General features: G+C 66.9%; 24 protein-coding genes, 2 tRNA genes and 1 rRNA gene. 17 read left to right on the top strand and 10 right to left on the bottom strand.

Annotated elements, in window-relative coordinates; all coding sequences use genetic code 11:
- Positions 1 to 110: 110 nt before the first annotated feature.
- Positions 111 to 225: ribosomal RNA gene (gene rrf, locus QRN13_RS12320) — 5S ribosomal RNA — on the top strand.
- Between the two features lie 59 nt (positions 226 to 284).
- Positions 285 to 361: transfer RNA gene (locus QRN13_RS12315), tRNA-Met, on the top strand.
- Between the two features lie 95 nt (positions 362 to 456).
- On the opposite strand, the gene QRN13_RS12310 is transcribed toward QRN13_RS12315, so the two are convergent.
- The 6 genes from QRN13_RS12310 to QRN13_RS12285 form a co-directional block, all read right to left on the bottom strand.
- Positions 457 to 792 (bottom strand): TonB-dependent receptor, encoded by a 336-nt coding sequence (locus tag QRN13_RS12310; RefSeq protein ID WP_350224847.1) that lies wholly within the window; start codon positions 790 to 792, stop codon positions 457 to 459.
- Between the two features lie 156 nt (positions 793 to 948).
- Positions 949 to 1,110, bottom strand: coding sequence for a hypothetical protein (locus QRN13_RS12305; RefSeq protein WP_284878122.1), 162 nt, complete (start codon positions 1,108 to 1,110; stop codon positions 949 to 951).
- A gap of 90 nt (positions 1,111 to 1,200) precedes the next feature.
- A complete protein-coding gene (locus QRN13_RS12300; protein ID WP_284878121.1) occupies positions 1,201 to 3,234 on the bottom strand; it encodes a TonB-dependent receptor in 2,034 nt (677 codons plus the stop codon).
- Positions 3,235 to 3,389: 155 nt separating this feature from the next.
- A tRNA-Arg gene (locus QRN13_RS12295) sits at positions 3,390 to 3,466 on the bottom strand.
- A gap of 175 nt (positions 3,467 to 3,641) precedes the next feature.
- Positions 3,642 to 4,439 (bottom strand): SDR family oxidoreductase, encoded by a 798-nt coding sequence (locus QRN13_RS12290; protein ID WP_284878120.1) that lies wholly within the window; start codon positions 4,437 to 4,439, stop codon positions 3,642 to 3,644.
- Positions 4,436 to 4,741 carry a 4a-hydroxytetrahydrobiopterin dehydratase gene (locus QRN13_RS12285; RefSeq protein ID WP_284878119.1) on the bottom strand — a complete coding sequence of 102 codons (306 nt, stop codon included), beginning with the start codon at positions 4,739 to 4,741 and terminating at the stop codon, positions 4,436 to 4,438. The genes QRN13_RS12290 and QRN13_RS12285 overlap by 4 nt, the downstream gene beginning before the upstream one ends.
- Positions 4,742 to 4,896: 155 nt before the next feature.
- Here QRN13_RS12285 and QRN13_RS12280 point away from each other — a divergent pair, with 155 nt between their 5' ends.
- Genes QRN13_RS12280 through QRN13_RS12265 form a run of 4 tightly spaced genes read left to right on the top strand, consistent with a single transcriptional unit; the run spans position 4,897 to position 8,506 of the window.
- The gene (locus QRN13_RS12280; protein ID WP_055754686.1) at positions 4,897 to 5,598 is read left to right on the top strand and encodes a Crp/Fnr family transcriptional regulator; all 702 of its coding nucleotides are present in this window, start codon (positions 4,897 to 4,899) and stop codon (positions 5,596 to 5,598) included.
- A gap of 51 nt (positions 5,599 to 5,649) precedes the next feature.
- On the top strand, positions 5,650 to 6,438 hold the full coding sequence (locus QRN13_RS12275) for a class I SAM-dependent methyltransferase (protein WP_284878118.1): 789 nt from the start codon (positions 5,650 to 5,652) through the stop codon (positions 6,436 to 6,438).
- Positions 6,426 to 8,006: a 2-polyprenylphenol 6-hydroxylase gene (gene ubiB / locus QRN13_RS12270; protein ID WP_284878117.1), complete on the top strand. Its 1,581-nt coding sequence runs from the start codon at positions 6,426 to 6,428 to the stop codon at positions 8,004 to 8,006. Before QRN13_RS12275 ends, ubiB begins: the two co-directional genes overlap by 13 nt.
- Positions 8,007 to 8,020: 14 nt before the next feature.
- A complete protein-coding gene (locus tag QRN13_RS12265) occupies positions 8,021 to 8,506 on the top strand; it encodes a hypothetical protein (RefSeq protein WP_284878116.1) in 486 nt (161 codons plus the stop codon).
- A gap of 3 nt (positions 8,507 to 8,509) precedes the next feature.
- Here QRN13_RS12265 and arfB read toward each other — a convergent pair whose 3' ends face one another.
- From arfB to QRN13_RS12245, 4 genes are all read right to left on the bottom strand, one after another.
- Positions 8,510 to 8,914: an alternative ribosome rescue aminoacyl-tRNA hydrolase ArfB gene (gene arfB / locus QRN13_RS12260; protein ID WP_284878115.1), complete on the bottom strand. Its 405-nt coding sequence runs from the start codon at positions 8,912 to 8,914 to the stop codon at positions 8,510 to 8,512.
- Positions 8,911 to 9,369, bottom strand: a complete 459-nt coding sequence (locus tag QRN13_RS12255) for a YaiI/YqxD family protein (RefSeq protein ID WP_284878114.1) — start codon at positions 9,367 to 9,369, stop codon at positions 8,911 to 8,913. Before QRN13_RS12255 ends, arfB begins: the two co-directional genes overlap by 4 nt.
- An 83-nt stretch (positions 9,370 to 9,452) precedes the next feature.
- Positions 9,453 to 10,793 (bottom strand): amidohydrolase family protein, encoded by a 1,341-nt coding sequence (locus tag QRN13_RS12250; RefSeq protein ID WP_284878113.1) that lies wholly within the window; start codon positions 10,791 to 10,793, stop codon positions 9,453 to 9,455.
- On the bottom strand, positions 10,793 to 12,271 hold the full coding sequence (locus QRN13_RS12245; RefSeq protein ID WP_284878112.1) for an amidohydrolase: 1,479 nt from the start codon (positions 12,269 to 12,271) through the stop codon (positions 10,793 to 10,795). Before QRN13_RS12245 ends, QRN13_RS12250 begins: the two co-directional genes overlap by 1 nt.
- A gap of 149 nt (positions 12,272 to 12,420) precedes the next feature.
- On the opposite strand from QRN13_RS12245, the gene trmB reads away from it, so the two are divergent.
- From trmB to QRN13_RS12190, 11 genes are all read left to right on the top strand, one after another.
- On the top strand, positions 12,421 to 13,137 hold the full coding sequence (gene trmB / locus QRN13_RS12240; RefSeq protein WP_284878111.1) for a tRNA (guanosine(46)-N7)-methyltransferase TrmB: 717 nt from the start codon (positions 12,421 to 12,423) through the stop codon (positions 13,135 to 13,137).
- A 35-nt stretch (positions 13,138 to 13,172) separates the two neighbouring features.
- The gene (locus QRN13_RS12235) at positions 13,173 to 13,667 is read left to right on the top strand and encodes a DUF1993 domain-containing protein (RefSeq protein ID WP_284878110.1); all 495 of its coding nucleotides are present in this window, start codon (positions 13,173 to 13,175) and stop codon (positions 13,665 to 13,667) included.
- A 139-nt stretch (positions 13,668 to 13,806) separates the two neighbouring features.
- Complete coding sequence (gene rimP / locus QRN13_RS12230) at positions 13,807 to 14,406, top strand: ribosome maturation factor RimP (protein WP_284878109.1); 600 nt, start codon at positions 13,807 to 13,809, stop codon at positions 14,404 to 14,406.
- On the top strand, positions 14,406 to 16,139 hold the full coding sequence (nusA, locus tag QRN13_RS12225; RefSeq protein WP_165114583.1) for a transcription termination factor NusA: 1,734 nt from the start codon (positions 14,406 to 14,408) through the stop codon (positions 16,137 to 16,139). The genes rimP and nusA overlap by 1 nt, the downstream gene beginning before the upstream one ends.
- Before the next feature lie 18 nt (positions 16,140 to 16,157).
- A complete protein-coding gene (locus QRN13_RS12220; protein WP_165114580.1) occupies positions 16,158 to 16,817 on the top strand; it encodes an RNA-binding protein in 660 nt (219 codons plus the stop codon).
- A 108-nt stretch (positions 16,818 to 16,925) separates the two neighbouring features.
- Positions 16,926 to 19,958 (top strand): translation initiation factor IF-2, encoded by a 3,033-nt coding sequence (infB, locus tag QRN13_RS12215; protein ID WP_284878108.1) that lies wholly within the window; start codon positions 16,926 to 16,928, stop codon positions 19,956 to 19,958.
- A 242-nt stretch (positions 19,959 to 20,200) separates the two neighbouring features.
- Positions 20,201 to 20,626 carry a DUF2141 domain-containing protein gene (locus QRN13_RS12210; protein WP_284878107.1) on the top strand — a complete coding sequence of 142 codons (426 nt, stop codon included), beginning with the start codon at positions 20,201 to 20,203 and terminating at the stop codon, positions 20,624 to 20,626.
- A gap of 23 nt (positions 20,627 to 20,649) precedes the next feature.
- A complete protein-coding gene (locus tag QRN13_RS12205; protein ID WP_284878106.1) occupies positions 20,650 to 22,128 on the top strand; it encodes a carotenoid oxygenase family protein in 1,479 nt (492 codons plus the stop codon).
- Positions 22,129 to 22,194: 66 nt separating this feature from the next.
- Complete coding sequence (locus tag QRN13_RS12200) at positions 22,195 to 23,349, top strand: acyltransferase family protein (protein WP_284878105.1); 1,155 nt, start codon at positions 22,195 to 22,197, stop codon at positions 23,347 to 23,349.
- A 36-nt stretch (positions 23,350 to 23,385) separates the two neighbouring features.
- On the top strand, positions 23,386 to 23,916 hold the full coding sequence (locus QRN13_RS12195; RefSeq protein WP_055809437.1) for a CHAP domain-containing protein: 531 nt from the start codon (positions 23,386 to 23,388) through the stop codon (positions 23,914 to 23,916).
- A gap of 36 nt (positions 23,917 to 23,952) precedes the next feature.
- Positions 23,953 to 24,750, top strand: a complete 798-nt coding sequence (locus tag QRN13_RS12190) for a tryptophan 2,3-dioxygenase (RefSeq protein ID WP_284878104.1) — start codon at positions 23,953 to 23,955, stop codon at positions 24,748 to 24,750.
- The last annotated feature ends 12 nt before the right edge of the window (positions 24,751 to 24,762 follow it).

Here is a 24,762-nt window from a genome sequence, read left to right as displayed (position 1 = left end):
TGGTACTAATAATCCGATCGGTTTGATCGTTTCTCAGCAAAACTCATTCGATGATCGTTCAGACCAGAACGATCGCAGACAATGTCTTCTTCTCATGTGTGCTTGGTTGACCTGGTGACTATGTCGGAGGTTCCCCACCCGATCCCATTCCGAACTCGGTCGTTAAGCCCTCCAGAGCCAATGGTACTTCGTCTCAAGGCGCGGGAGAGTAGGTCGTCGCCGGGTCTACCAAGCACACATGATATCTTCTCGAACCGTTCTTCCTTTCCGACACTACCGTTTGCCGCGGGATGGAGCAGCCCGGTAGCTCGTCAGGCTCATAACCTGAAGGTCGTAGGTTCAAATCCTACTCCCGCACCCAAAACACCAAAAAGCCCCACCGCTCAAAGCCGTGGGGCTTTCTGCTGTCTAGCGAACAGTCGCCGACGCGCTAACCGCCAGACCTGACGGTTAGCCCTATCGCGGCATCCACCTCAGCGTCACGCCGATCGTGCGCGGACGCAGCGGAGTGATGGCCTGGGCGTCCGGCAGGCGGAAAGGGTCGCTGTAGGCGAACGTGTTGGCTTCGGTGTCGAATAGATTGTCCACGAAGACGGTAGCGGTCCATGCTGACGCCTCGACGCCAAAGGCCAGTCTTCCCGTGCCGTAATCGCCCATTCGATACTGCTGGCGTCCGTCAAACGTCAGGCGCGACGCGCCGATGTAGGAAAGGCCGCCGTCGGCCAAAAGGTGAAGACGCTCGCCCAGCGGACGACGCCAGCTGAAGCCGACATTCGCAGAAGCTCGAGGCACCCCGGGCAAGCTCGCATCACGACGAGAATCAAACCGCGCGCTGGGCGAGGTGATACGCGGATCGGCGACAAGCCCGTTGGCGAAAAGCTCAAGCGTCTCAGAAGGACGATGAGCAGACTAGGCCTAACAGAAGCTAGGCACGCTGTTGGAGCGCGACTAGATCCCGCCGCTTCGCATGACGACGACCGCGATCAGCGTCAAGAAGACGACGGCTGCGGCCGCTATGGCGAGGGCCGTGATACGAAAGGCGCCGCGAGTCGGCTTGTCGGGCCGGTCTTCGTAGCCGATCGGGACTTTGCGGGGTTTTTTGTCGGTCATGGGCGATCAACGCACGTTGGCGGTTCGCGTTCGCCGACGCGTGTGAGCCTTCGGCGCAACCAAGGCTGCGCCGAAGGCTCTCGATGTTCGTCAGAAGCGGTAGGCGACGCCGACCCGAAGGTTGCGCCCCGGCAGAGGGGCGATGTCCTTGAGGAAGGACACGTGTTCGCGGGCTTCCTCGTCCGTCAGGTTCCGCGCCTCGGCGAACAGGGTGACGTTCTGCTGGGCGAAGGGGCGGACCGCGACCGAAGCGTTGACCAGGGTGTAGTCGTCGGTCGGCAGTTCGAACGCGTTGGCGACGCGGTCCTGTTCTCCGACGTGGCGAACCTCGGCGCTGGCGTCGAACTTGGTCGATGTCCAGGCCAGACGTCCGGTGACGGAGTAGGGCGGGATGCGCGCGGCAGGGCCGAAGTCTGTCTGGGCGTGGACATAGTCGGCCGCGCCTTCCAGCGACAGTTTGCGATCGCCGTCCTGCCAAAGCGCATAGGCGCCTTCCAGCTCGAAGCCATAGAACTTCGCGTCGGTCTGGACGAACCGATAGATGGGGAAGAACTCGTCCTCTTCCTCGAAATAGAACTGGTCGCCCGTCGGCCGTTCGTCGATGAAGCCGTTATACCAGGAGTGATAAACGTGCAGATCGCCGGTGAACCGGCCGCGGTCATAGTGGGCGGTGCCCTCCAGCGTCGTCACCTTCTCGGAGTTCAGCGTCAGGTCGCCAGTCTCGTAGGCGGCGGTGGCGATGTGGACGCCGTCGGCGAACAGCTCGACCTCGCTGGGCGCGCGTTCGTTGTGGGCCAGGCTGAGGCCCAGGAACAGTCCGGCGGCCGGGCGGATAAAGGCGGCGGCGGATGCCGACCAGTTGTCGAACTCGCGCGTGACTTCGCTGGCGCCGCCGATAGGCGTGCCGCTGAGTTCGCGCCGGTCATAGCGCAGGCCGCCCTCGAAACCATGATTGCCGAGGTCCAGCCGCTGCACCGTATAGAGGCCCAGTTCGTCGATCTTGACGCTGGGCACGAAGGCCTCCTCGCCGATCGCCTCGAAGTTACGCGACAGGGCTTGGACCCCGACGGCGCCGTTCCAGCCGTTGCGTTCGCGCTGCACGAGGTCCGCACGGCCTTCCCAGCCATCCGAGTTGAAGATCGTGCCCGGCTCGCCCACGGCCTCGAACTCGGTGTGAGTATAGTCGGCATGGCCATAGGAGCCGCGCAGGACCGAGAAGGGGCCGCTGTCGAAACGGTATTCGCCGCGCGCGTCCCACCGCTTTTGGTTCAGCTTGATGAAGACCGATTCCTCGGCGACCGTGCCGTATTCGCTGTCGGTGTTCTTGTAGGAGACCCCGCCGAAGCCCTTGTCGCCGATGTAGGAACCGCCGACGCCCCAGGCTTCCAGGTCGGTATAGCTGTTGGGCTGGGTTCCGGTGTCCTCGCGCGCAAGGCCTTCGGCGGCGGCGCGCCTGGCGGAAATGGCCGGGGCGGGGATGTCATAGTCGTCGGTCTTGCGCTTCACCCCATCGACGTTGAAGGCGAAGTTTCCCCCGCCGACGGTCACGCGTCCGAAGGCGCTGCGGCCGTCATCGACGCTGGACGCCTGGGTGGAGACCACGCCGGACACGCCGCCCTCGGGGATTTCGGTGGGGATGCGATCGTCCAGAACATTGACCACGCCGCCAATGGCCGAGCCGCCATAGACCAGCGTCGCGGGCCCGCGAATGATCTCGATACGATTGGCCTCGGCCGGATCGGTGGCCACGGCGTGGTCGGGCGAGACAGAGCTCGCGTCGATCAGACCGATGCCGTTGGTCAGCACCTGGACGCGCGGGCCGCTGAGGCCGCGAATGACGGGCCGGCTGGCGCCCGGCGCAAAGTCGGTCGAACGGATGCCTGGACGCCCGCTCAGCATATCGCCGAGCGAGGCCGCCGGCGCCGTGGCCAGGGTCTGTTCGTCCACCACGTCCGTCGCGATCACCGAGGCCCGCTGGCTGATGCCATAGGGCGCGCCCGTGACGATGATATCGCCCAACTCCGCCGGGGCTTGCGGAGCGGACTGCGCGGCGGCGGCGCCTGCCAGAATCGTGGAGCCTGCGGCCGCCATGAGCAGGGATCGCGAGACGCTTGAGGGACGCATGGAAAAACTCTCAGCCTGGGGAGGAAGTGACTTGTTACGAGATAACGTCACATAGGCTTTGCGCAATCAAGAACCCGACGACGATTTTGTGTCGGGCGGGTCTCTAGTGGCGCCGCCGGCCGGAGACGAGTCGTGGACTATCTTGAAGGGGAAAATGGCGCACCCGACAGGATTCGAACCTGTGACCTCTGCCTTCGGAGGGCAGCACTCTATCCAGCTGAGCTACGGGTGCGTCGGCCGGCGCGACGCCGGAACAGGCCGCTTACAGCATGGCGCAAGCGGCCTCAATCCCGAATGCGCGGATGACGACCGGATGGCCGCCATCAATCACCGACAAGGAAGGCCAACGGCCTCAAGGAGCGCGAAGCGCGATAGGCCCAAAAAGAAAGCAGTAGGGCGCTCGCGCCCTACTGCGCCGTCATGCCGCCGTCGATCTTGAACTCGGACCCCGTGACGAACTTGGATTCGTCGGACGCCAGATAGAGGACGCAGTAGGCGACGTCGTCGGGTTCTCCGATCCGCTTCAGGGGAATGCCACGCGCGAGGCGCTCGTGCGCCTTGTCCTCGTCCCCGCCGGCCATGGCGATGAAGGGATCCAGGATCGGCGTCTTGATGAAGACGGGATGGACCGAATTGCAGCGTACGTTCCATTCGGCCTTGGCGGCCTCAAGCGCCAGGGTCTTGGTGTACATCCAGACCGCCGCCTTGGTGGCGTTATAGGCGCCCATGCCGGGGGCGGCCGCGAGCCCTGCAATCGAGGAGATGTTGATGATCGAGGCCGGAGCCGAGGCGCGCAGATGCGGCATGGCGTGTTTGGCCCCCAGCATGATGGAGCGCAGATTGATCTCGTACTGACGCTGCCAGTTCTCGATCGTGTCCTGTTCGACGAAGGCCAGCGGGCCGCCAACGCCGGCGTTGTTGACCAGCACCGACAGGCCGCCGAGATCGGCGACGGCGGCGGCGATCACGCCTTCCCATTCGGCCTCGCTGGCCACGTCGTGGGGATAGGCGAAGGCGGCGTCCGGAATTTCCGCATTGATCCGGCTCGCCAAGGCTTGAGCGCGTGCGGCGTCGATGTCGGTGACGGCGACGCGGGCGCCTTCGCGGGCCAGCATGAAGGCCATGGCTTCACCCAGACCGCCGGCCGCGCCGGTGATCAGGGCGGTCTTGCCGGCGACGCGGCCGGGATGCGCGGCGCCGCTCACGACTTCACCCCCATACCGGCGGCGGCGTCGTCAATGAAGCGGGCCAAGGTCACGTCCTTGTCCGTCACGCCATCGGCGTCGTGGGTCGTGAGCAGGATCTCGACGCGGTCGTAGACATTCGACCATTCGGGATGGTGGTCCATCTTGTCGGCCATCAGGGCGACGCGGGTCATGAAGCCGAAGGCGCCGTTGAAATCCGCGAACGTCAGCGTCCGCGTGATGGCCGGGCGATCGCCGTCATGCGCTCGCCAGGCGGGCAAATCCTTCAGCGTTTCCGCTACGTCAAGCCGTGTGTCGGTCATCGCGTTTCCTCTTTTTCTTTGGCGTAGGGCGCCTGATGGATGGCGGCAAGCGGCGAAGCCGCGCGGATCCGTCCAGGGAACCCATGGTCAAGCTTGTGCATTGATCGAGCAGCGATCGTCGCTCTTCGGCGTCATCGGTCGCCAGCGGGGTTAGGATGGAAAATCTCTGGATCGCCGCTCTGGATGCGGCCGACCGCAAGCGGATCGAACCGCATTTGAAAGAGCGCGAGATCACACGCGGCCAGATGCTCTATGACGCCGGCGAGGCGGTCGATCAGGTGTGGTTTCCGATCAAGGGCGTGGTGTCGCTGATGACCATCCTGCCGGATGACAAGATGGTGGAGACGGCCGCCATAGGGCGCGAAGGCCTGATCGGCGTCACCTGCGGACCGTTCAACGCCCGCGCCGCCAGTCGGGCCATTTCCCAACGCGACGGGATCGCGGCCCATTGCTCGGCCGAGGTGTTCGGCGAGGCGCTGGAGGACAGCGAGACGCTGCGCTCGGCCCTGTCGCGCTTCACCGAAGGTTTGATGGCGCAGGTGCAACAGGCGGCCGCTTGCAACGCCCAGCATCGGCTGGACGAACGGTTGGCCCGCTGGCTGCTGATGCTTCACGACCGGGCCGAGGACGACCGGATCGATCTGACGCAGGCCGATATCGCCGGTATGCTGGGCGTGCGTCGCGCCACGGTGTCGGAGGTCGGCACAGTGCTGGAGCGCAAGTCGCTGATCCAGCGGGGACGCGGCTGGGTCAGGGTGCTGGATCGCGACGGTCTGGAGGCGGCGTCGTGCGGCTGTTACGGCCTGATGCGCGACGTGATGAAGGATTTGAAACTGCCGCAGCCCGAAGCGGCCTGATCGGGTGTCTCATTGGATGACGGGGGCGCTGCGACGCGCTAGACGACGACTATGACCGACGCCTCCTCCCACGGCCCGCATTCGTCGGGTGATCGTTCCTCCTTCGGCTTTCGCGACGTGGATGCGCGCGAGAAGGTGAAGATGGTGCGCGGGGTCTTCGATTCCGTCGCCTCCAACTACGACGTGATGAACGACCTGATGAGCGTCGGCGTCCACCGCATCTGGAAGGACATCGCCGCCGCCAAGCTGAACCCGCGTCCGGGCGAGACCATTCTGGACGTCGCGGGCGGCACCGGCGACATGGCGCGTCGCTATTCCAGGATGGCGCGCGCGGCGCAGGAGCGGCGCGGCGGCGAGGACGCCAATGTCATCGTGCTGGACTACAACGCCGAGATGATCCTGGCCGGCGTCCACAAGGGCGGCGAACCGGAGATGCAGTGGAGCGTCGGCGACGCCATGAACCTGCCGCTAGCTGACGCCTCAGTCGACGCCTATTCGATCAGTTTCGGCATCCGCAACGTGGCCCATATCGACAAGGCCTTGGCCGAGGCGCGCCGGGTGCTGAAGCCGGGCGGTCGGTTCCTGTGCCTGGAGTTCTCGCGCCCCACCACCACGCCGATCCGCAAGGTCTATGACGCCTGGTCCTTCCACGCCATTCCGCGCATCGGCGGCTGGGTCGCCAAGGATCGCGACAGCTATCAGTATCTGGTCGAGAGCATCCGTCGGTTCCCCGATCAGAATACGTTCAAGGGCATGATCGAGGACGCCGGCTTCCGCCGCGTGTCCGTCACCAATCTGTCGGGCGGGATCGCCGCCATCCATCACGGGTGGGCGATCTGACCAGCCGGATATATCGCACGGCCCCGCCGCCGCCCGCGACGGTCGCGGTCCAGAACCCGGTTGCGTCCTTCCTGCGCCTGCTGGGCTGGCTATGGGTCTTGGCGCGTCATGACGCCCTGATCCCGCGCGAGGTGACCCATCTGCTGCCGGCGTGGACGCGACCGTTCGCCCGGTTCGTGCAACTGTTCTCGGGTCGCGCAGGACGTCAGGGTCGGCCGGGCCAGAGGCTGGGCAAGGCGTTCGAACATCTGGGCCCTGTGGCGATCAAACTGGGCCAGGTCCTGGCCACGCGCGCCGATATCTTCGGGCTGGAATTCGCGCGTGATCTGGGTCGGTTAAAGGACGCTTTGCCGGCTTTCTCTCTGGAAGAGGCGCGGCGCGAGATCGAGAAGTCGCTGGGTCGTCCGGCCGAAAGTCTGTTCATCGACCTCAGTCCGCCGGTCGCCGCCGCCTCCCTGGCCCAGGCGCACCGCGCGACCCTTGCCGATGGGCGGGCCGTCGCGGTCAAGGTGCTGCGCCCGGGAGTCGAGCGGCGGGTCGCCAATGGCCTGGATTCGATGCGTCTGGCCGCGCGGCTGGTCTGGCGGCTCGTGCCGATGGCGCGGCGGCTCGAGCCGTCGGCCTTTGTCGAGACCATCGCCAACTCGCTGGATCTGGAGTTGGACATGCGGCTGGAGGCCGCCGCCGCCAGCGAGATGGCCGAGGTGCTGGCCAAGGACGGATACATGTCCGCGCCGGCCGTGATCTGGGACGGGGTGGGCAAGCGCGTGCTGACGCTGGAGTGGGCGCAAGGCGTGCCCATGACGGATCCGGCGCTTACGGACCTGCCAGGATTGGACAAGGATCAGCTGGCCGACAATGTCGTGCGCGCCTTTCTGGTGCAGGCGTTGGACCACGGGGTGTTCCACGCCGATCTGCACGAGGGCAATCTGTTCGCCAGCGCGCCGGCTCATCTGACGGCGATCGACTTCGGCATTGTCGGGCGATTGGGACCGGCGGAGCGGCGCTATCTGGCCGAGATCCTGTGGGGCTTCATCAGTCGCGACTACGACCGGATTTCGCGCGTGCATTTCGAGGCCGGCTACGTCCCGCCGCACCACTCGGTGGAGACCTTCGCCCAGGCTCTGCGCGCGGTGGGCGAGCCGGTGATCGGCCGCGCCGCCAGCCAGGTGTCGATGGGCCGGCTGTTGGGCCAGTTGTTCGAGATCACCGCCCTGTTCGACATGCGGCTGCGGCCCGAATTGATCCTGCTGCAAAAGACCATGGTCTCGGTCGAGGGCGTGGCGCGGCGGCTGCAACCCGATCACGATCTGTGGAAGGCCGCCCAGCCGGTGGTCGAACGCTGGATCCGCCGCGAGCTGGGACCGCAGGCACAGGCGCGTGATGCGATCAACGAAATGATCGCCGCCGCCCGCGCCATCTCGCGCCTGGTTCAGGAGCCGCCGCGCCCGGCGGCGGTGGTCATCGAAAAGTCGGGAACTCCGGCTTGGGTGACGGCTTCAGTCACGGTCGCGGTCATCGCGGCTTTGGCGGCCCTGGGCCTTTCGCTCTGGCCCTATCTGACCTGACCGGAGCTTTCGCTATGAAGCCGACCTTGATGAAGACCGCTATCGCAGCCGCCGTGCTGCTGGCGCCCATGCCCGCCTTGGCTCAGGCCGCCGCCGGCGCTGTGCCGAACGGCTTCGACCGCCCGGCTCAAGCCGCAGCGCCTCAAGCCCGCTCTGCCGCTGCGCCCGCAACGGCGCCCGCAACGGCGTCCGCCGCCCAGGCTCCCGACATCGCCCGTTCGGAAGAGGCGCTGCGCGCCGTGATCGCCAGCGCCCAGGGGACCGGTTTTGACTATTCGGATTTCACGACCGGCCTCGGAACCCAGATCCGTCAGCAGGAGGCCCAGGTGGTCCCGCTGATCAAGGGCTTCGGCGCCGTCAAGACGGTCGAATACGTCAAGCAGGAAGGCGAGGCCCAGATGTTCAAGGTCACCTTCGACAATCAGGTCACCGAATGGCTGATCGGCTTCGACGCCGAGGACAAGATCGCGGCCCTGCTGTTCCGCCCGGCCGAGAGCTAATCGTCAGTCCAGCGAAGGCTTGCCGCGCCCCGACTTGATCGAGGCGCGGCTTGTCTTGGCCTTGAGGCGGCGTTCCTTTGACGCCTTGGTCGGGCGTGTCGGCACGCGATAGACGGGGCGGATCGAGGCCTCGTCCACCATCGCCTGAAGCCGTTCGATGGCGTCGGTGCGATTGCGCTCCTGGGTGCGATGACGCACGGCGGTGATCAGGATCACGCCCTCCAGCGTCAACCGACTGCCGGCCAGCTTCATCAGCCGCGCCTTGACCGGATCGGTCAGCGACGGCGAGTTCTTCACATCGAACCGCATCTGAACGGCGGTCGACACCTTGTTGACGTTCTGCCCGCCTGGACCGCCAGCGCGGTAGAAGTGAAACTCCAGCTCGTCCTCGGGGATGACGGTGGTCATGTCGCCGCCTTGCGCGCCTTGACCACGGCCTGGTCCAGCGCCTGCAAGAAACGCGAACGGTCGGCGGCCGAGAACGGCGGAGGGCCGGAGGTCGCCACACCCATCGACCGCAGATGCTCGCCCACCATCCGTCCCACTAGGGCCGAGCCGATGGAGTCCGGGGTGAAGGGCTGGCCGTTCGACTTCAGCGCCTGTGCGCCCGACTTCAGACAGCGGTCCGCCAGGGGGATGTCGGCGGTAATGACCACGTCGCCTACGCCCGCCCGCTCAGCGATCCAGTCGTCGGCGATGTCGGGGCCGGCGTCCACCACCACCTGTTCGATCAGCGGCTCGCGCGGAACCTGCATCCAGGTGTTGGAGACGACATAGGTCTTCAGCCCATAGCGGCGGGCGACGCGATACACCTCTTCCTTCACGGGGCAGGCGTCGGCGTCGATGTAGAGCACGGTGGGCATGGGCCTGACCTAGCGCGGACGCGGCCAATGAAAAAGGGCGGGACCGTGCGGCCCCGCCCTTTGCCTTCAGACCGCAGCGGTCCTCAGTTGCGATAGGCCGGCGGCATCGGCGTCTGCTGGCGATAGCGGTCGCGCAGCATCAGCGGGCGGCTGGTCAGGGGTTGTTCGACGCCATTGACGAAGACGGCCGACGGCTGGCTAAGCGGCTCCAGCGGATCGCCAGACCAAACCACCACGTCACCCGCTGCGCCCGGCGCGATCTGGCCGAACTGCCCGGCCATGCCGAAGATCCTGGCCGGATTGATCGTCAAGGCGGCGATGGCGGCGCCGTAGGGCAGGCCGTGCGAGACGGCGTTGCCGGCGTTGTAGCGGGCCTCGCGGGCGCGGTGGGTCGAGCCCTCGTTGCCCTTGATGGCGATGACGACGCCCGCCGCGTTCAGAGCCGCTGCGTTTTCCGCCCGCGCCGCCCGCATCTCAAAATCGCTGGGCAGGTTGGAGATGGGGTTCAGTAGCACCGGCACGCCGGCCGAAGCGATGTCGCCGGCGACCAGCCAGCCTTCCTCGGCGCCGTCGAGGATCAGTTTGATCCCTTCCTCGCGCGCCAGACGCAGCACCTGCTGAATATCCGAGGCGCGGTGGACGGTCACGATCAGCGGCATGGTCCCGTTGGCGACGGGGATCAGAGCCTCAAGATCGGCGCGCGACAGGCTGAGATCGCGCAGGCCTGCCCGCTCATAGGCCGACTTGTTGCGGGCATAGAGGCGGACCTCCGACAGAGTCTCCTTGAACAGGACGAACTGCGCCCCGCGCGCACCGCCGGCGATGCCTGCGCCCGCTTCGCCGAAGGGGGCGACCATGGCCACGCGCGGCTTGACCAGGATGTTCGAGCCCTGGCCCAGATTGATGATCGCCGCCTGACCTGCGAACAGGCCCGGCGTCTGATAGCCGCCGTCGCCGGCGCCGGCCGTCTCGTCCTCATGGACATGGCCGCCGGACGAGCCGGGATGCTGGGGCACGACGATGGCGCGAGTGATACCGCCCAGCCGCGCCACCGGCAGGGTGAAGGACCAGGGGTCCAGACCGTACGAGATGTCGAAGGCGGCGCTGAGCGTATTGGCGCTGTTGCGCAGTTCGTTGGTGCCGCTGACCGAACTGACCTCGGTGCCGGCAAGGCCGGAATCCACGGCGACGAAACCAGGCGCGACCGTCTTGCCCGCCGCGTCGATGACGCGGGCGCCGGACGGCGCGCCGCCTGCGCCCACCGAGACGATCTTGCCGTCGCGGATCACGACCGTGCCGTTCTCGATGACGGAGTTGCCGGTCAGGATGCGCCCGCCGACGATGGCGACGGTTTCCTGCGCAAGAGCAGGGGCGGCGAGCGACAGGGCCGCGACGGCGCCCGCGAGGATGTGAGACAGGCGCATCAGCGCGCTCCTTCCGTGACGTTGGCGGCGGTCAGGCCATAGCCCGGCTGACCCAGTTCGAAGTCGCTGGTCGGCTGATAGGCGGGGTTGCTGCGATCAAAGGTCAGGGCGCCGTCGATGAAGACCTGATCGGCGCGGGCGTAGATCGAGAAGGGATCGGCGCTCCAGATCACCACGTCGGCGCGCTTGCCGGGCTCCAGCGACCCGGTCTGGTCGGCGATGCCGATGGCCTTGGCGGCGTTGGAGGTGATCCAGCCGATGGCGTGCTCTTCGGAAATGTTCAGCCCGGCGCGTCGACCGGCCGACAGGGCGGCGGCCGCTTCCTGGTTTAACCGTTGGGTCAGCTCGGCGTCGTCGGAGTGTATGACGGCGCACGATCCCTGCTGGGCGTCGACCAGAGCGGCGTTCTCCTCAATGGCGTCCAGGGCCTCCATCTTGAAGCCCCACCAGCCGGTCCACATGGCCGCGCAGATGCCGTTGGCGGCCAGTTGGGGGGCCAGCTTGTAGGCCTCGGTGGCGTGGTGGAAGGTGGTGATGCGGTAGCCGAACTCCTTGGCCATATCCATCATCAAGGCCATCTCGTCGGCGCGGTAGCAGTGGTTCTGGATCAGGATCGAGCCGTCCAGAACGCCCATCAGGGTTTCGTTCTGCAGGTTGCGGGTCGGGGCGGCGCCTTCGCCGTCCTCGCGCCACTTGTCCCATTTGGCCTTGTAGTCGCGCGCGGCGATGAAGGCGGCGCGATAGCCGGCCATATTGCCCATGCCCGTCGCCGGGCTCTGGTTGCGCCCGCCATAGACGCGCGATGGGTTCTCGCCGCAGGCCATCTTGACCGTATAGGGCGCGGCCGGGAACTTCAGCCCCTGCATGGTGATCGAGGGCACGTTGCGGATCGTGACGCCCCGGCCGCCGAACAGATTGGCCGAGCCGGGCAGGATGTGAAGCGTAGTCACGCCGCCGGCGCGGGCGGTGTTGAAACCGGGGTCCTGGGGCCACAGCGAATGTTCGGCCCAGACCTGGGCGGTGTTCGGGCTGGTCGCCTCGTTGCCGTCGCTCATGCCGCTGACGCCGGGCGACGGATAGACGCCCAGGTGGCTGTGCACGTCGATGACGCCGGGGGTGACATAACGGCCGCGCGCCTCGACGACGCGATAGCCGGAAGGGACGGGGGTCGAGGCGTCGCCGACGGCGGCGATCTTGCCGTCCGTGACCACGACCACGCCGTTCTCGATCTTGCGATCCGTGCCGGTCAGGACGGTGGCGCCGACCACGGCGAAGTTCTCGCGCGGCAAGGGCTGATAGGTGGAGGGATAGGGATCCAGCGTCGTCGCGGGATCCAGACCGGCGGCCAATGTCCGCTCCTTCGACGGTCTCGCGGCCTTATCATCAGGCGTCTGGCCGGTGGTGGCGCAGGCCGACAGGCCCAGCACGGCGCATGTAATGGCCGCGAGGCTGACGCCCCGCAGATGATGTCCGATCATCGAAATCCCTCTCCCGCGAAGCGTCAGCCCCGACGCCGCTTGTGATCGGCATAGAAGGGCGTTCGGCCGCGACCGTCAAAAGGTTTCGGCGTTCGTCTTCTGGACGCTAGTTCTGGACGCTTTGGCCGGCGACGGCTAACGGCAGACGCATGAACGCCGATGACCGTCCCGAGGACGAAAACCCGCATCTCGACCGCCCGCTGCGATCGTTCGGCCGCATCAAGGCCCGCCCCATCAAGCCCCGCCAAGCGGCGCTGATGGAGACCCTGCTGCCCCAGATCGCCGTGCCCGATCCCAAGGCCGGGCCGCTGGACCCCAAGACGATGATGCCCGAGGCGACCGAGGTCTGGCTGGAGGTCGGCTTCGGCGGCGGCGAGCATATGGCCGCCCAGGCGGCGACGCGGCCCGACGCGCTGGTCATCGGCTGCGAGCCCTTCCTGAACGGCGTCGCCTCGGCCCTGCGTCACGTGGAGGAGCGCGGACTAAAGAACGTCCGCATCCATCCCGACGACGCGCGCGACCTGGTCGACGCCCTGCCGGACGCATCGGTCGACCGGGTGCTGATCCTGTTCCCCGACCCCTGGCACAAGGCGCGCCACAACAAGCGCCGCCTGCTGCAGAACGAGACGGCCCAGGCCTTCGCGCGCATCCTGAAGCCCGGCGGGACCCTACGCTTCGTCACCGATTGGCTGGACTACGCCGAATGGGCTTTGGAACGGCTGAACCGCACGCCGGGACTGGAGCGGATCGGCTCCGCGGATCAGGACTGGTTCGTCCCGCCTGCCGATCACGTCGTGACGCGCTACGAAGAAAAGAAGCTTGGCGACACGACCCCGGTCTTCCTTGAATATCGGCGCGTTGATTAGCAGCTAATGGGTCGTTCCAACCGGACCTGACCTCCATGGCCTTTTCGATCTACGACGCCTCGGCGCCCGTTTTTTTGCGCACGCTGAACAATCTGTCGGCCTTGCTCGACAAGGCGCTTGCTCAGGGGTTCGATGAGGCGGCCCTGATGGAGGCGCGTCTCGCCCCGGACATGAACTCGTTCCCAGCCCAGGTGCGCACGGCGGCGTTTTCGGCGCGGGCCTGCGTCGCCCGGCTGGTCGGACAGGACTGGCCCAAGACCGACGATACCGAAGCGTCGTTCGCCGAGCTGAAGGCCACCATCGCTCTGTCCATCGCCTATATCGAAAGCGTGCCTCGCGACGCCTTCGATGGCGCCGAGGCGCGCGAAGTGGTGCTGAAATTCCCCGGCGGGCAGCACGAGTTCAACGGCGTCGATTATCTGACCGGGTTTGCGCTGCCGAACTTCTTTTTCCACGTCACCATGACCTACGCCCTGTTGCGCGCGGCGGGCGTCGAGATCGGCAAGCGCGACTATCTGGGGCCGCGCTGACGGCGCGTTTGATCGCGGGGGGCTGACAAACCTTTTCGGTTGGCCTATATGGCGCTCACATCGTTAGACCGGCGTCCAACGGCGTCGTTCCAAGCGGCGGCCCGGACGGACCGCCGCTTTTGTTTTGGATATTCGTCGCTTGCGCGCAAGAACCGCCCAGGATCGCCAACTGCTGGACCTGATCGACCCCATCGCGGAGTCGTTGGGCCTGGATGTCGTGCGCGTGCGCCTGATGACGGGCTCCAAGCGTCAGCGCCTTCAGATCATGGCCGAGCGGCCGTCTGACCACGACATCTCGGTCGAACAATGCGCCAAGCTGAGCCGCGCGGTGTCGGAAGTGTTTGACGCCGCCGATCCCATCCTCGGCGAATATATGCTGGAGGTTTCGTCGCCCGGCATCGACCGGCCCCTGACCCGTCCCATCGACTTCGACCTGTTCGAGGGCGAGGAGGCGCGTCTGGAAACCGACCGGATGATCGAGGGCCGCAAGCGGTTCAAGGGCGTGCTGGCCGGCTATGAAGACGGCAACGTCCTGATCGACCTGGACGGCGAGGACGACACCGCCCTGATCCCCTTCGACTGGCTGAGCGACGCGAAGCTGGTCCTGACCGACGCCCTGATGAAACGGGGCGCCGCCATTCGCGCCGCACGCGGCGAACCTGAAGACGACGGCCTTCCCGAAGGGGAAGCCTCCGACCTGACAACCGACACCACGACCCCTTCTGAGGACAACGCCTGATGGCCGTCACCGGTATTTCCGCCAACCGCCTCGAACTGCTGCAGATCGCCGAGGCTGTCGCCCGCGAGAAGAACATCGAGCGCGAAATCGTCATCGAGGCGATCGAAGAAGCGATCCAGAAGGGCGCCAAGTCGCGCTACGGCGCGCACCACGACATCCGCGCCAAGATCGACCACAAGACCGGCGAACTGTCGCTGACCCGCCACGTCACCATCGTCGAAGACGACTGGATGCCGGAAGACGAGCTGGAAGAGTTCAACGACAGCGCTATGGTGCGCCTGAAGGACGCCTCCAAGCGTGATCCGGAGGCGGTGGTCGGCAAGGAATACGTCGAAAACCTGCCGCCGTTCGAGTTCGGTCGGGTTCAGACCCAGATGGCCCGCCAGGTCGTGACCGGAAAGGTCCGCGAGGCCGAGCGCGCCAACCAGTACGAAGAGTTCAAGGACCGCGTCGGCGAGATCGTCAACGGTACGGTCAAGCGCGTCGAATACGGCAACACCATCGTCGACCTGGGCCGGGGCGAAGGCGTCATGCGCCGCGACCAGTCCATCCCGCGCGAAGTGTTCAACATCGGCGACCGGATCCGCACCTACATTTACGACGTCCGCCCCGAGGCCAAGGGCCCGCAGGTCATGCTGTCGCGCGCCCATCCCGGCTTTATGGCCAAGCTGTTCGCCCAGGAAGTGCCGGAAGTTTATGACGGCGTGATCGAGATCCGCGCCGCCGCCCGTGACTCGGGCTCGCGCGCCAAGATGGCCGTCCTGTCGAACGACAGCTCCATCGACCCCGTCGGCGCCTGTGTCGGCATGCGCGGCTCGCGCGTTCAGGCGGTCGTCGCCGAACTGCAGGGCGAGAAGATCGACATCATCCAGTGGAATCCGGACGAGCCGACCTTCATCGTCAACGCCCTGGCCCCGGCCGAAGTCTCCAAGGTCGTGCTGGACGAAGAAGCGGGCCGCGTCGAAGTGGTCGTGCCGGACGAGCAGCTGTCGCTGGCCATCGGCCGTCGCGGCCAAAACGTCCGCCTGGCCTCGCAACTGACGGGCTGGCAGATCGATATCATCACCGAGGCTCAGGACTCCGAGCGCCGTCAACGCGAGTTCGCCGAGCGCACCGGCCTGTTCCAGGAAGCCCTCGACGTCGACGAAGTCATCGCCCAGCTGCTGGTTACCGAAGGCTTCGCCACCGTCGAAGACCTGGCCTATGTCGATCCGTATGAAGTCTCCGAGATCGAAGGCTTCGACGAAGAGACCGCTGAAGAGCTTCAGGCCCGCGCCCGCGAATATCTGGACAAGAAGGCCGCTGAGCTGGACGCCAAGCGCGTCGAACTGGGCGTCGAGGACGGCGTGCTTCAGGTGCCGGGCGTCACCCTGCCCATGGCTGTCGCCCTGGGCGAAGGCGGCGTGAAGACGGTCGAGGATCTGGCCGACCTGGCCACCGACGAAATCCGCGGCGGCTATGAGGTCAAGAACGGCGAGCGGGTGAAGGTCCCCGGCGTGCTGGAAAGCTTCAACCTGGCGCAGGAAGACGCCGAGCTGCTGATCCTGCAGGCGCGTGTCGCCGCTGGCTGGATCGACGCTTCGGAACTGCCGCAGCCCGAGCCGGAAGAGTACGAAGAAGAGGGCGACTACGCCGAGGGCGAATACGATCCGGACCAGGTGTTCGGCGACGCGCCTGCCGAAGACGACGCGGCCGAGGGCGAAGAGTCCGACGCCGAACCGTCGAACGCGTGATGGGAGACCTGGCCACATATGAGCTTGCGCGACGCAACGATCGATAGAGAACGCCGTGACCTCGTCTCTCACGAGGTCATGGACGAATCTCGCCTGATCCGTTTCGTCGCCGGGCCCGATGGCCAGGTGGTCCCCGACCTGGGCAGGAAACTGCCCGGACGCGGCCTGTGGGTCGAAGCCAGCCGCGCCTCGGTCGAGGCGGCGGTCAAGAAAAACGGCTTCACCCGCGCGGCCAAGACCAAATTGACCGCCCCGGCCGACCTGGCCGATGTCGTCGAACGGCTGCTGGCAAGGCGCTGTCTCGACCAGCTGGGTCTTGCCCGGCGCGAAGGCGTTCTTATATCCGGCTTCGAGAAAACCGCGGCGAGCCTGCGTGCGGGCAAGGCCGCCTGGGTGCTGGAAGCCGCCGATGGCTCGGCCGACGGGCGCGGAAAGATCCTCGCCCTGGCCCGTCATCAGACCGCCAAGATCTGCGGCGCGTTCACGGCGGACGATTTGAGTTTGGCCCTTGGGCTGGAAAATGCGATACACGCCGTCCTGCTTGCGGGCGGACGCGCCGATCGGTGGACCATCGAGGTCGAACGACTGGCTGGATTTCGGCCGCTTCGCCCCCTTCACTGGGACGTTTCCAGGGTCGAGGACGGATCGGCGGGAGCACCCCCTACAGGGGCGAGCTGAGGATTTTAGCGGCCGAGGGCCTGTCTCCAAGGGCGGAGACGGGCTCACGGTCGTTCATGGGTATTAGATGAGGACGGCGGGCCTTTCCGCCCCGAGTAAAGCGACCGGATGAGCGACGAAAACGACAAGACCAACCAAGGCCAGGGCAACACGGGCGGCACGCCGTCCCAGACGGGGCCGCGCGCTCCGCTGAGCCTGAAGCCGCGCGTTGTGGGATCGGTGCCGACCGGCACCGTGAAGCAGAGCTTCAGCCATGGCCGATCCAAGACGGTGGTGGTCGAGACCAAGCGCCGCGCCGGCGCCGGCGGACCGCAACGTCCGCAGGGCTTCGATGTCGCGCGTCCTCAACAGGCCGCTCAGGCGCCGCGTCCGCAAGGTCCGCGTCCGTCGCAACCCGCCGGCGGCGCCCTGTCGGCCGAGGAGCAGGAAGCTCGCCGTCGCGCCATCGCCCTGGCCACGCAAGCGAACGCCGCCAAGGCTGACGCCGCCGCCGCCGCCAAGGCCGCCGCAGACGCCGCAGCCCGCGAACAGGCCGCCGCCACCGAACGCGCCGCCCAGGCCGCTCGCGACGAGGCCGCCGCCGCCAAGGCCGCCGCAGAAGCTGCACGCGCCGAAGCCGCCAAGTTGACGGCGGCTGCGCCTGTCGCGCCGGCCAAGCCCGCACCCAAGCCGGCCGCGCCCGTCGCCGCCGCGCCTGCGCCTGTCGCGCCGACCCCGGCGCCTGCGGCCCCGGCCCCGGCTGCGCCCGCCCGTCCGGCCGCTCCGGCCCGCCCGGTGGTCAACTTCGGCCAACGTGTGCCCAAGCCCGGCAATCCCCAACGCGCCGCGCCCGAGCGTCCGGCCTTCGGCGGCCGTTCGGCCCGCGAGCAGGCGATGGGCGGCGGCGATCGCGCCTATTCGGACCGCCCCCAGAGCGATCGCCCCCAAGGCGACCGTCCGCAGGGCGCCCGTTCGGGCCCCGGCGGTCAACGCCCGCAAGGCGCCAAGCCGGCCGAGCCCGTCCGCTATTCGGCCCTGAATCCGCGTCCGGCGCCGGGCGCCGCCCGTCCCGGCGGCGCGCGTACCGGCCCTGGCGGTCGTCCGACTCCGAACGCCCCGCCGGCCGAGGCCAATGTTCTGCGTCCCGCCCGAGCGCCCGGCGCCGGCTTCGGTCGTCCGGCCGGCCGTGACGACGATCGCGAGAAGCGTTTCTCCGACGCCGGCAAGGCCGTCAGCCGTACGCGTGGCGAGCCCAAGCGCCGCGAAGGCCGCATGACCATCCAGTCCGTGGTCGGCGACGGCGACGCCGCCGAGCGGATGCGCTCACTGGCCTCGGTCCGTCGTGCTCGTGAACGCGAGAAGGAAAAGCGCAAGGGCGGCTCGACCGATGCGCCCAACCGTCCGCGCGAAGTCGTCATTCCCGACGTCATCACCGTGCAGGAGCTGTCCAACCGGATGGCCGTGCGCGGCGTCGACATCATCAAGTTCCTGATGAAGCAGGGCCTGATGATGAAGATCAACGACGTGATCGATTCCGACACCGCCGAACTGGTGGCCGAAGAGCTCGGCATGGCCGTCAAGCGCGTCTCGGAATCCGACATCGAAACCGGCTTCCTGGGCGAGGCCGACGATGCGGACGCTTCCGACACCCGCGCGCCGGTCGTGGCCATCATGGGCCACGTCGACCACGGCAAGACCTCGCTGCTTGACGCCCTGCGCACGACCGACGTCGCAGGCGGCGAAGCCGGCGGCATCACCCAGCACATCGGTGCCTATCAGGTTCGCCTGCCGGACGACCAGAAGGTCACCTTCCTGGACACCCCGGGCCACGCCGCCTTCTCGGCCATGCGGGCGCGCGGCGCCAATGTGACCGACATCGTGGTTCTGGTCGTCGCCGCCGACGACGGCGTCATGCCGCAGACCATCGAAGCCATCCAACACGCCAAGGCCGCTAACGCGCCCCTGATCGTGGCGGTCAACAAGATGGATAAGCCCGGCGCGACGTCGCAGAAGGTCGTCAACGAGCTGCTGCAGTACGAAGTCATCGCCGAGAGCCTGGGCGGCGAGACCCAGATCATCGAGGTCTCGGCCAAGGAGCGGATGAACCTCGACGGCCTGCTGGAAGCCATCCTGATCCAGGCCGAGGTCATGGACCTGCGCGCCAACGCCGATCGCTCGGCTGAGGGCGTGGTCATCGAGGCCAAGCTGGACAAGGGCCGCGGTCCGGTCGGCACCGTGCTGGTCAAGCGCGGCACGCTGAAGCGCGGCGACATCGTCGTCGCCGGCGGATCGTGGGGCAAGGTTCGCGCCCTGCTGAACGAGCGCAACGAGCAGCTGACCGAAGCCGGTCCGTCGGTCCCGGTCGAAATCCTCGGCCTGGACGAGGCTCCCTCGCCGGGCGACGTCTTCGCCGTGGTGGAATCCGAAGCTCGCGCCCGCGAGCTGACCGAATACCGTCAGCGGGTGAAGCGCGAGAAGGCCCAGGTTTCGGGCGGCTCGGTCTCGCTGGTCGACATGATGGCCAAGCTGGGCTCCAAGAAGGCCTCGGAACTGCCGGTCGTCATCAAGGCGGACGTGCAGGGCTCGGCCGAAGCCATCATGGGTTCGCTGGACAAGATGAGCACCGACGAGGTGCGCGCCCGCACGGTCTATTCCGGCGCCGGCGGCATCACCGAGAGCGACGTCAACCTGGCCAAGTCGGCCGGCGCGCCGATCCTCGGCTTCAACGTCCGCGCCTCGAAACAGGCGCGCGATCTGGCCGACCGCGAGGGCGTCGAGATCCGCTACTATTCGATCATCTACGACCTGCTGGACGACATCAAAGGCGTGCTGTCCGGCATGCTGGCGCCGCTGCAACGCGAAACCTTCCTGGGCAACGCTGCTGTCCTTCAGGTGTTCGACATCTCCAAGATCGGCAAGATCGCCGGTTGCCGGGTGTCGGAAGGCGTTGTCCGCAAGGGCGCGCGCGTCCGCATCATCCGCGACGACGTCGTGGTGCTGGAGCTGGGCACGCTCAACACGCTCAAGCGCTTCAAGGACGAGGTCAACGAGGTCACGGCCGGCCAGGAATGCGGCATGCAGTTCCAGGGCTTCCAGGACATCAAGGAAGGCGACTACATCGAGTGCTTCACGGTCGAAGAGATCAAGCGCACGCTGGACTAGCTCCTCGTCGCGAGCACGAATAGACCAAGGCCCGGAACCTGAGTTCCGGGCCTTTTCTTTTGCGGCCCGGGGGCGATGCGTTCGAAGTGTTCGTTCGCGCTTCGTCAACGCCGCTGGCTGTGCATTCGCGAACGGCGGCCGTTCATCGCCGCAAGCGCGGTGGTGAAGGGCGGGGCACGACGGCACGGTCTGGTCATCGAGGGCCGGTCGTCGGTCCTTCCACTGACACAGGACACGCCGTCATGAAGATCGTCGCCGCCATCGCTCCCGTTCTCGCTCTCGCCGCCGCCCTGACAGCCGCGCCCGCCTTCGCCGCCGACTTGACCGTCGCCTTCCCAAGCGCGGCGCCCCAAGGCCAGATCATGGTCGCCGTCTTCAACAGCGAGGCCAACTATGGCGGCGAGGGTCAGCCGGCCCAGGTGGCCATGCTGGACGCCGCAGACGGTCAGACCAGCATCACCTTCGACGGCTTGCCGGACGGAGACTATGCGGTGCGCGCCTTCCACGACCTGAACGGCGACGGCAAGATGAACACCAATCCCTTCGGCATGCCGGTGGAGCCGTTCGCCTTTTCCAACAACGCCGTCGGCAATATGGGACCGGCCTCGTGGGAACGGGCCAAGTTCGCCGCCTCCGGCGTGACGACCCAGTCGATCGACCTGAAGTAAGCGACGAAAGCCGGAGCTCGATCATGACCCCCTCACGCCGTTCTTTCCTGATGGGCGCCGCCGCCCTCTCGGCCGCAGTCGCTACGCCCGAGATGGTGCGCGCCGCCGCGGCCCTAGACGCCGTCGCCGCGACGAAGGCCGACTGGGCGCTGGCGATCCAGGACGTCGAAGGCGACATCGCGCGCCAAACGATGCGCCTGGTCCACGGCCGGGCGCCGGCGGAGTTGCAGGGCGCGCTTTACCGCAACGGACCGGCCAAATTCCGGCGGCCAGGCCGGTCGGCGACCCACTGGTTCGACGGTGACGGCATGATGCGCGCCTTCCGCATTCAGGACGGCCAGGCGACGCTGGAAGCGCGGTTCGCCGACACGCCCAAGCGCCGCACCGAAACGGAACTGGGCGCGGTGGTCACGCCCGGCTTCGGCACCAAGGGCGACGGCCGCGCCCGCATCGGCTCGAACGACGACGCCAATGCCGCCAACACCGCCGTCATGGTCGCCGGCGATCAGGTCTGGGCGCTGTGGGAAGGGGGATCGCCGCTGGCCCTGTCGGCGTCGGACCTGTCGACGCGCGATTTCGTCACCCTGCGCGATGACCTGAAAGGCATGCCGTTCCAGGCCCACCCGCGCTACGCCCCCGACGGCTCGATCTGGAACGTGGGTTCGGCGGGCGATCAGGCCGTCATCTGGCATCTGCGCGCTGACCGTAGCCTGAGCGACGCGCAGGTCGTGCCCCTGCCGCGCGCCAGCTATATGCACGACTTCACCGCCACCGCCCGGCACGTGATCCTGGTGCTCCAGCCCTGGGTGTTCGCGACCCACGCCATGCCGGTGACCGCAGGCCTGACCTGGCGACCCGAGATGGGGACGCAGGTCCTTGTGCTGGACAAGGACGACCTGTCGAAGCGCCGCCTTTATGAGTTGCCGGGCTTCTTCCACTTCCACCTGGGCGACGCCTGGGCCGAGCGCGACGGCACGATCCGCTTCGATGTCGCGGCCAGCGGCGATCCGCGCTTCGCGGTCGATGGCGCGCGGGTTCTGGTGGATGGACATGGGGTCGTTCCGGGTGATCCGGCGAAACTGGCGCTGATCACCCTGCGGCCAGATGGGCGCGCCGATATGACTTACAGCGCTGTCGTGGGTGAATTCCCGAAAGCGGACCCGCGTCGTGCGGGGCTGAAGCGCAGCCTGACCGCCCATACCTCCGGCGAGACTCGCGGCCGGCCCTTACCGACGGGACTGGCGGTCCACGACTGGGACAGCGGTCGCTCGCACGCCTTCGAGTTCGGCGTGCATCAGGTGGTCGAGGAGGCGGTCTTCGTGCCCAAGCCCGGCGCGACGGCGGAACGGGACGCCTGGCTGGTCGGACCGTCTGTCAATCTGAAGGACGGGCGGACGGAACTGCACGTCTTCGACGTGGCGCGGATCGAGGACGGCCCGGTCGCGACCTGGCAGGCGGACGTGGCCATGCCGGCCGGCTTCCACGGCGTGTGGGCAGGATAGGGCCGCCCGGGCACAACCTTTGCGGGCCTTCACGGTTCGAAAAGGCTGACGTGCCAAGGTGAGACCATGACCCCCGTCCAGACGCCCGCCGACCTTCGCCCCATCACCGCCCTGCGCTTCGGCGCGGCCATGTGGGTCGCCGTCTACAGCTTCTGGGAAAACCTGGCGGGCGCCGGTCAGTCGGGCCTGGTCGCCAAGGGCTACCTGGGGGTCGAGCTGTTCTTCGTCCTGTCCGGCTTCATCCTCAGCCACGTCTATCTGGCGGCGGCTGGCGAGAAGCGGTTCTCGTATCGCGGCTTCCTGTGGGCGCGGATCGCGCGTGTCTATCCGCTGCATATCGCCACGCTGATCGGCGTGGGGCTGCTGGCGGCGGCCGCCCTTTTCGCCGGCATGAGCGTGGACGCCAATGTGCTGAGCTGGGCGTCGCTGCCCGCCTACCTCTTCATGGTTCACGCCTGGGGGCTGGCGCCGGTCGCGGGCTGGAACCATCCGTCGTGGTCCATCTCTGCGGAGTGGTTCGCCTATCTGTGCTTCCCGTTATTCGCCTTCGTGTTCTGGCGCCTGCGTCATCGACCGATCGCGGCGGTGGTCGGGGCTGCGGCCTTCCTCGTCATCCTCTATTTCGCGTTCGAGCAACTGGCCGGGTTCGCCTTGACCGAGGCGACGATCCGCTGGGGCGCGCTGAGGATCGTGCCGTGCTTCGCCTTGGGCTGCGCCCTCTATCTCGTTTATCGCCGCGCGCCGTTGAAGGCGCCGTGGCTGTGCGCCGCCGTCTCGTTCGGCCTGATGGTGCTCAGCGCCGCGCTCGGGCTCTGGGACGGCGCCACGGTTCTGCTGGCCGGCGCCCTGATCCTGTCGCTGGCCTCGCTGCCCAACGCGCGCGCCGGATGGCTGGCCTCCGAGCCCGCCGTTTACCTCGGCGAGATCAGCTATTCGGTCTATATGGTCTGCGTGCCGTGGAAGCTTCTGGCGGTCGGTCTGGCCGCCAAACTCTTCGACGCGCCGGACAAGCAGCTTCAAATTTTCGTGTGGTTGGCGATCCTAGCCCTTCTGCCGGTTGTCGCGGCCGTCTCCTATCATCTCGTCGAACGCCCGGCGCGTAAGGCTCTGAGAGACATGGCCGACAAGCGCGCCAAGCGTCACAACAAGGTTTCAGAAGGAAATATGAAGCACGGCGATATGCCGAAACAACTTGCGACAGGGCGTGATCCCGTGGCCTAAAGGGCGCTTCCAAAGGCGGGTCGGGATACCCCAAGCATGTCAAAACGGCTCAAAGCCGCCGCGGTTGCGGCGACCCTCGGTTTTTTTGCGCTGGGCGCCGTTCCCTCCACCGCAAAGGCTGACGAGCCCTACTGGCAGTGCGTGACCTTCGCGCGCATGTTCTCCGGCATCAACATCTTCGGCGACGCCTGGACTTGGTGGCGTCAGGCCGCCGCCAACTTCCGCACCGGCAAGGCCCCGGAAACCGGCTCGGTTCTGGTCTTCCGCCCCGAGGGCCGCATGAGCCGGGGCCACGTCGCCGTCGTCTCCGACATCCTGACCGACCGCGTCGTGCGCGTGACCCACGCCAACTGGGGCGGCAGCCGTGGTAAGGTCGAAGAGAACGTCACCGTCGTCGACGTCTCGCCCTCCAACGACTGGTCGCAGGTCAAGGTCTGGTACAATCCGATCAACGATCTGGGCACGACGGTCTATCCGACCTACGGCTTCATCTACAAAGGCGCCCGCGACGCCTTCGACGCCGGCCGTCAGATCGCCGCCAACGTCTCGGCGCAAGGCCAGCACTAAGCTTGCACCGCTCGCCATCGCGGGCGATAGGCGGGCATGACCCAATCCAGCGACATCACCTACGCCGGCTATCTGGCGTTGGACGACCTGCTTTCGACCCAGCATCCGCTCTCGGACCAGCACGACGAAATGCTGTTCGTCGTCATCCATCAGACCAAGGAACTGTGGCTCAAGCAAATCCTGCATGAGACGGCCCTGGCCCAATCGATGGTGCGCGCCGGCGACCTGGTCCCGGCCTACAAGAGCCTTGCGCGCGTCAGCCGTATCCAGGCGGTGATGACCCATAGCTGGGACATTCTGTCGACGATGACGCCGTCGGACTATCTGCGGTTCCGAGGGGCGTTGGGCTCATCGTCCGGCTTCCAGAGCGACCAGTTCAGACGTTTCGAGGCCATGCTGGGCCTGAAGGACGTCAGCTTCCTGAAGTTCCACGAAGACCGCCCCGACGCTCTGGCCGCGCTTCAGGCCGCCATCGCTGCGCCCAGCCTCTACGATGACGCCCTGGCCCAACTGGCAAAGGCCGGTCTGCCGGTGCCCGCCGAGGTGCTGAACCGCGACGTGACCAAGCCCTATGCGCCGTCCGAAGCCGTCGAGGCGGCCTGGCTGGAGGTCTATCGCGACACGGAACGGTGGTGGGTCCTATATCAGCTGGCCGAGAAGCTGGTCGATCTGGACGACGCCCTGCTGACCTGGCGGCACAAGCATGTCGTCACGGTCGAACGCATCATCGGTCGGCGTCGCGGCACGGGCGGAACCGAAGGCGCGGCCTATCTGGCCTCGACGCTGACCAAGCGCTGCTTCCCCGAGCTTTGGTCGCTCCGCACCAAACTTTGATGTCGCAGGCGG

It is taken from the genome of Brevundimonas sp. MEB006b, from assembly GCF_030209705.1.
In the GTDB taxonomy this organism is placed as follows: domain Bacteria; phylum Pseudomonadota; class Alphaproteobacteria; order Caulobacterales; family Caulobacteraceae; genus Brevundimonas.
The sequence above is the reverse complement of the archived record's forward strand: the minus strand, read 5'-3'. Positions and strand labels throughout refer to the sequence as shown.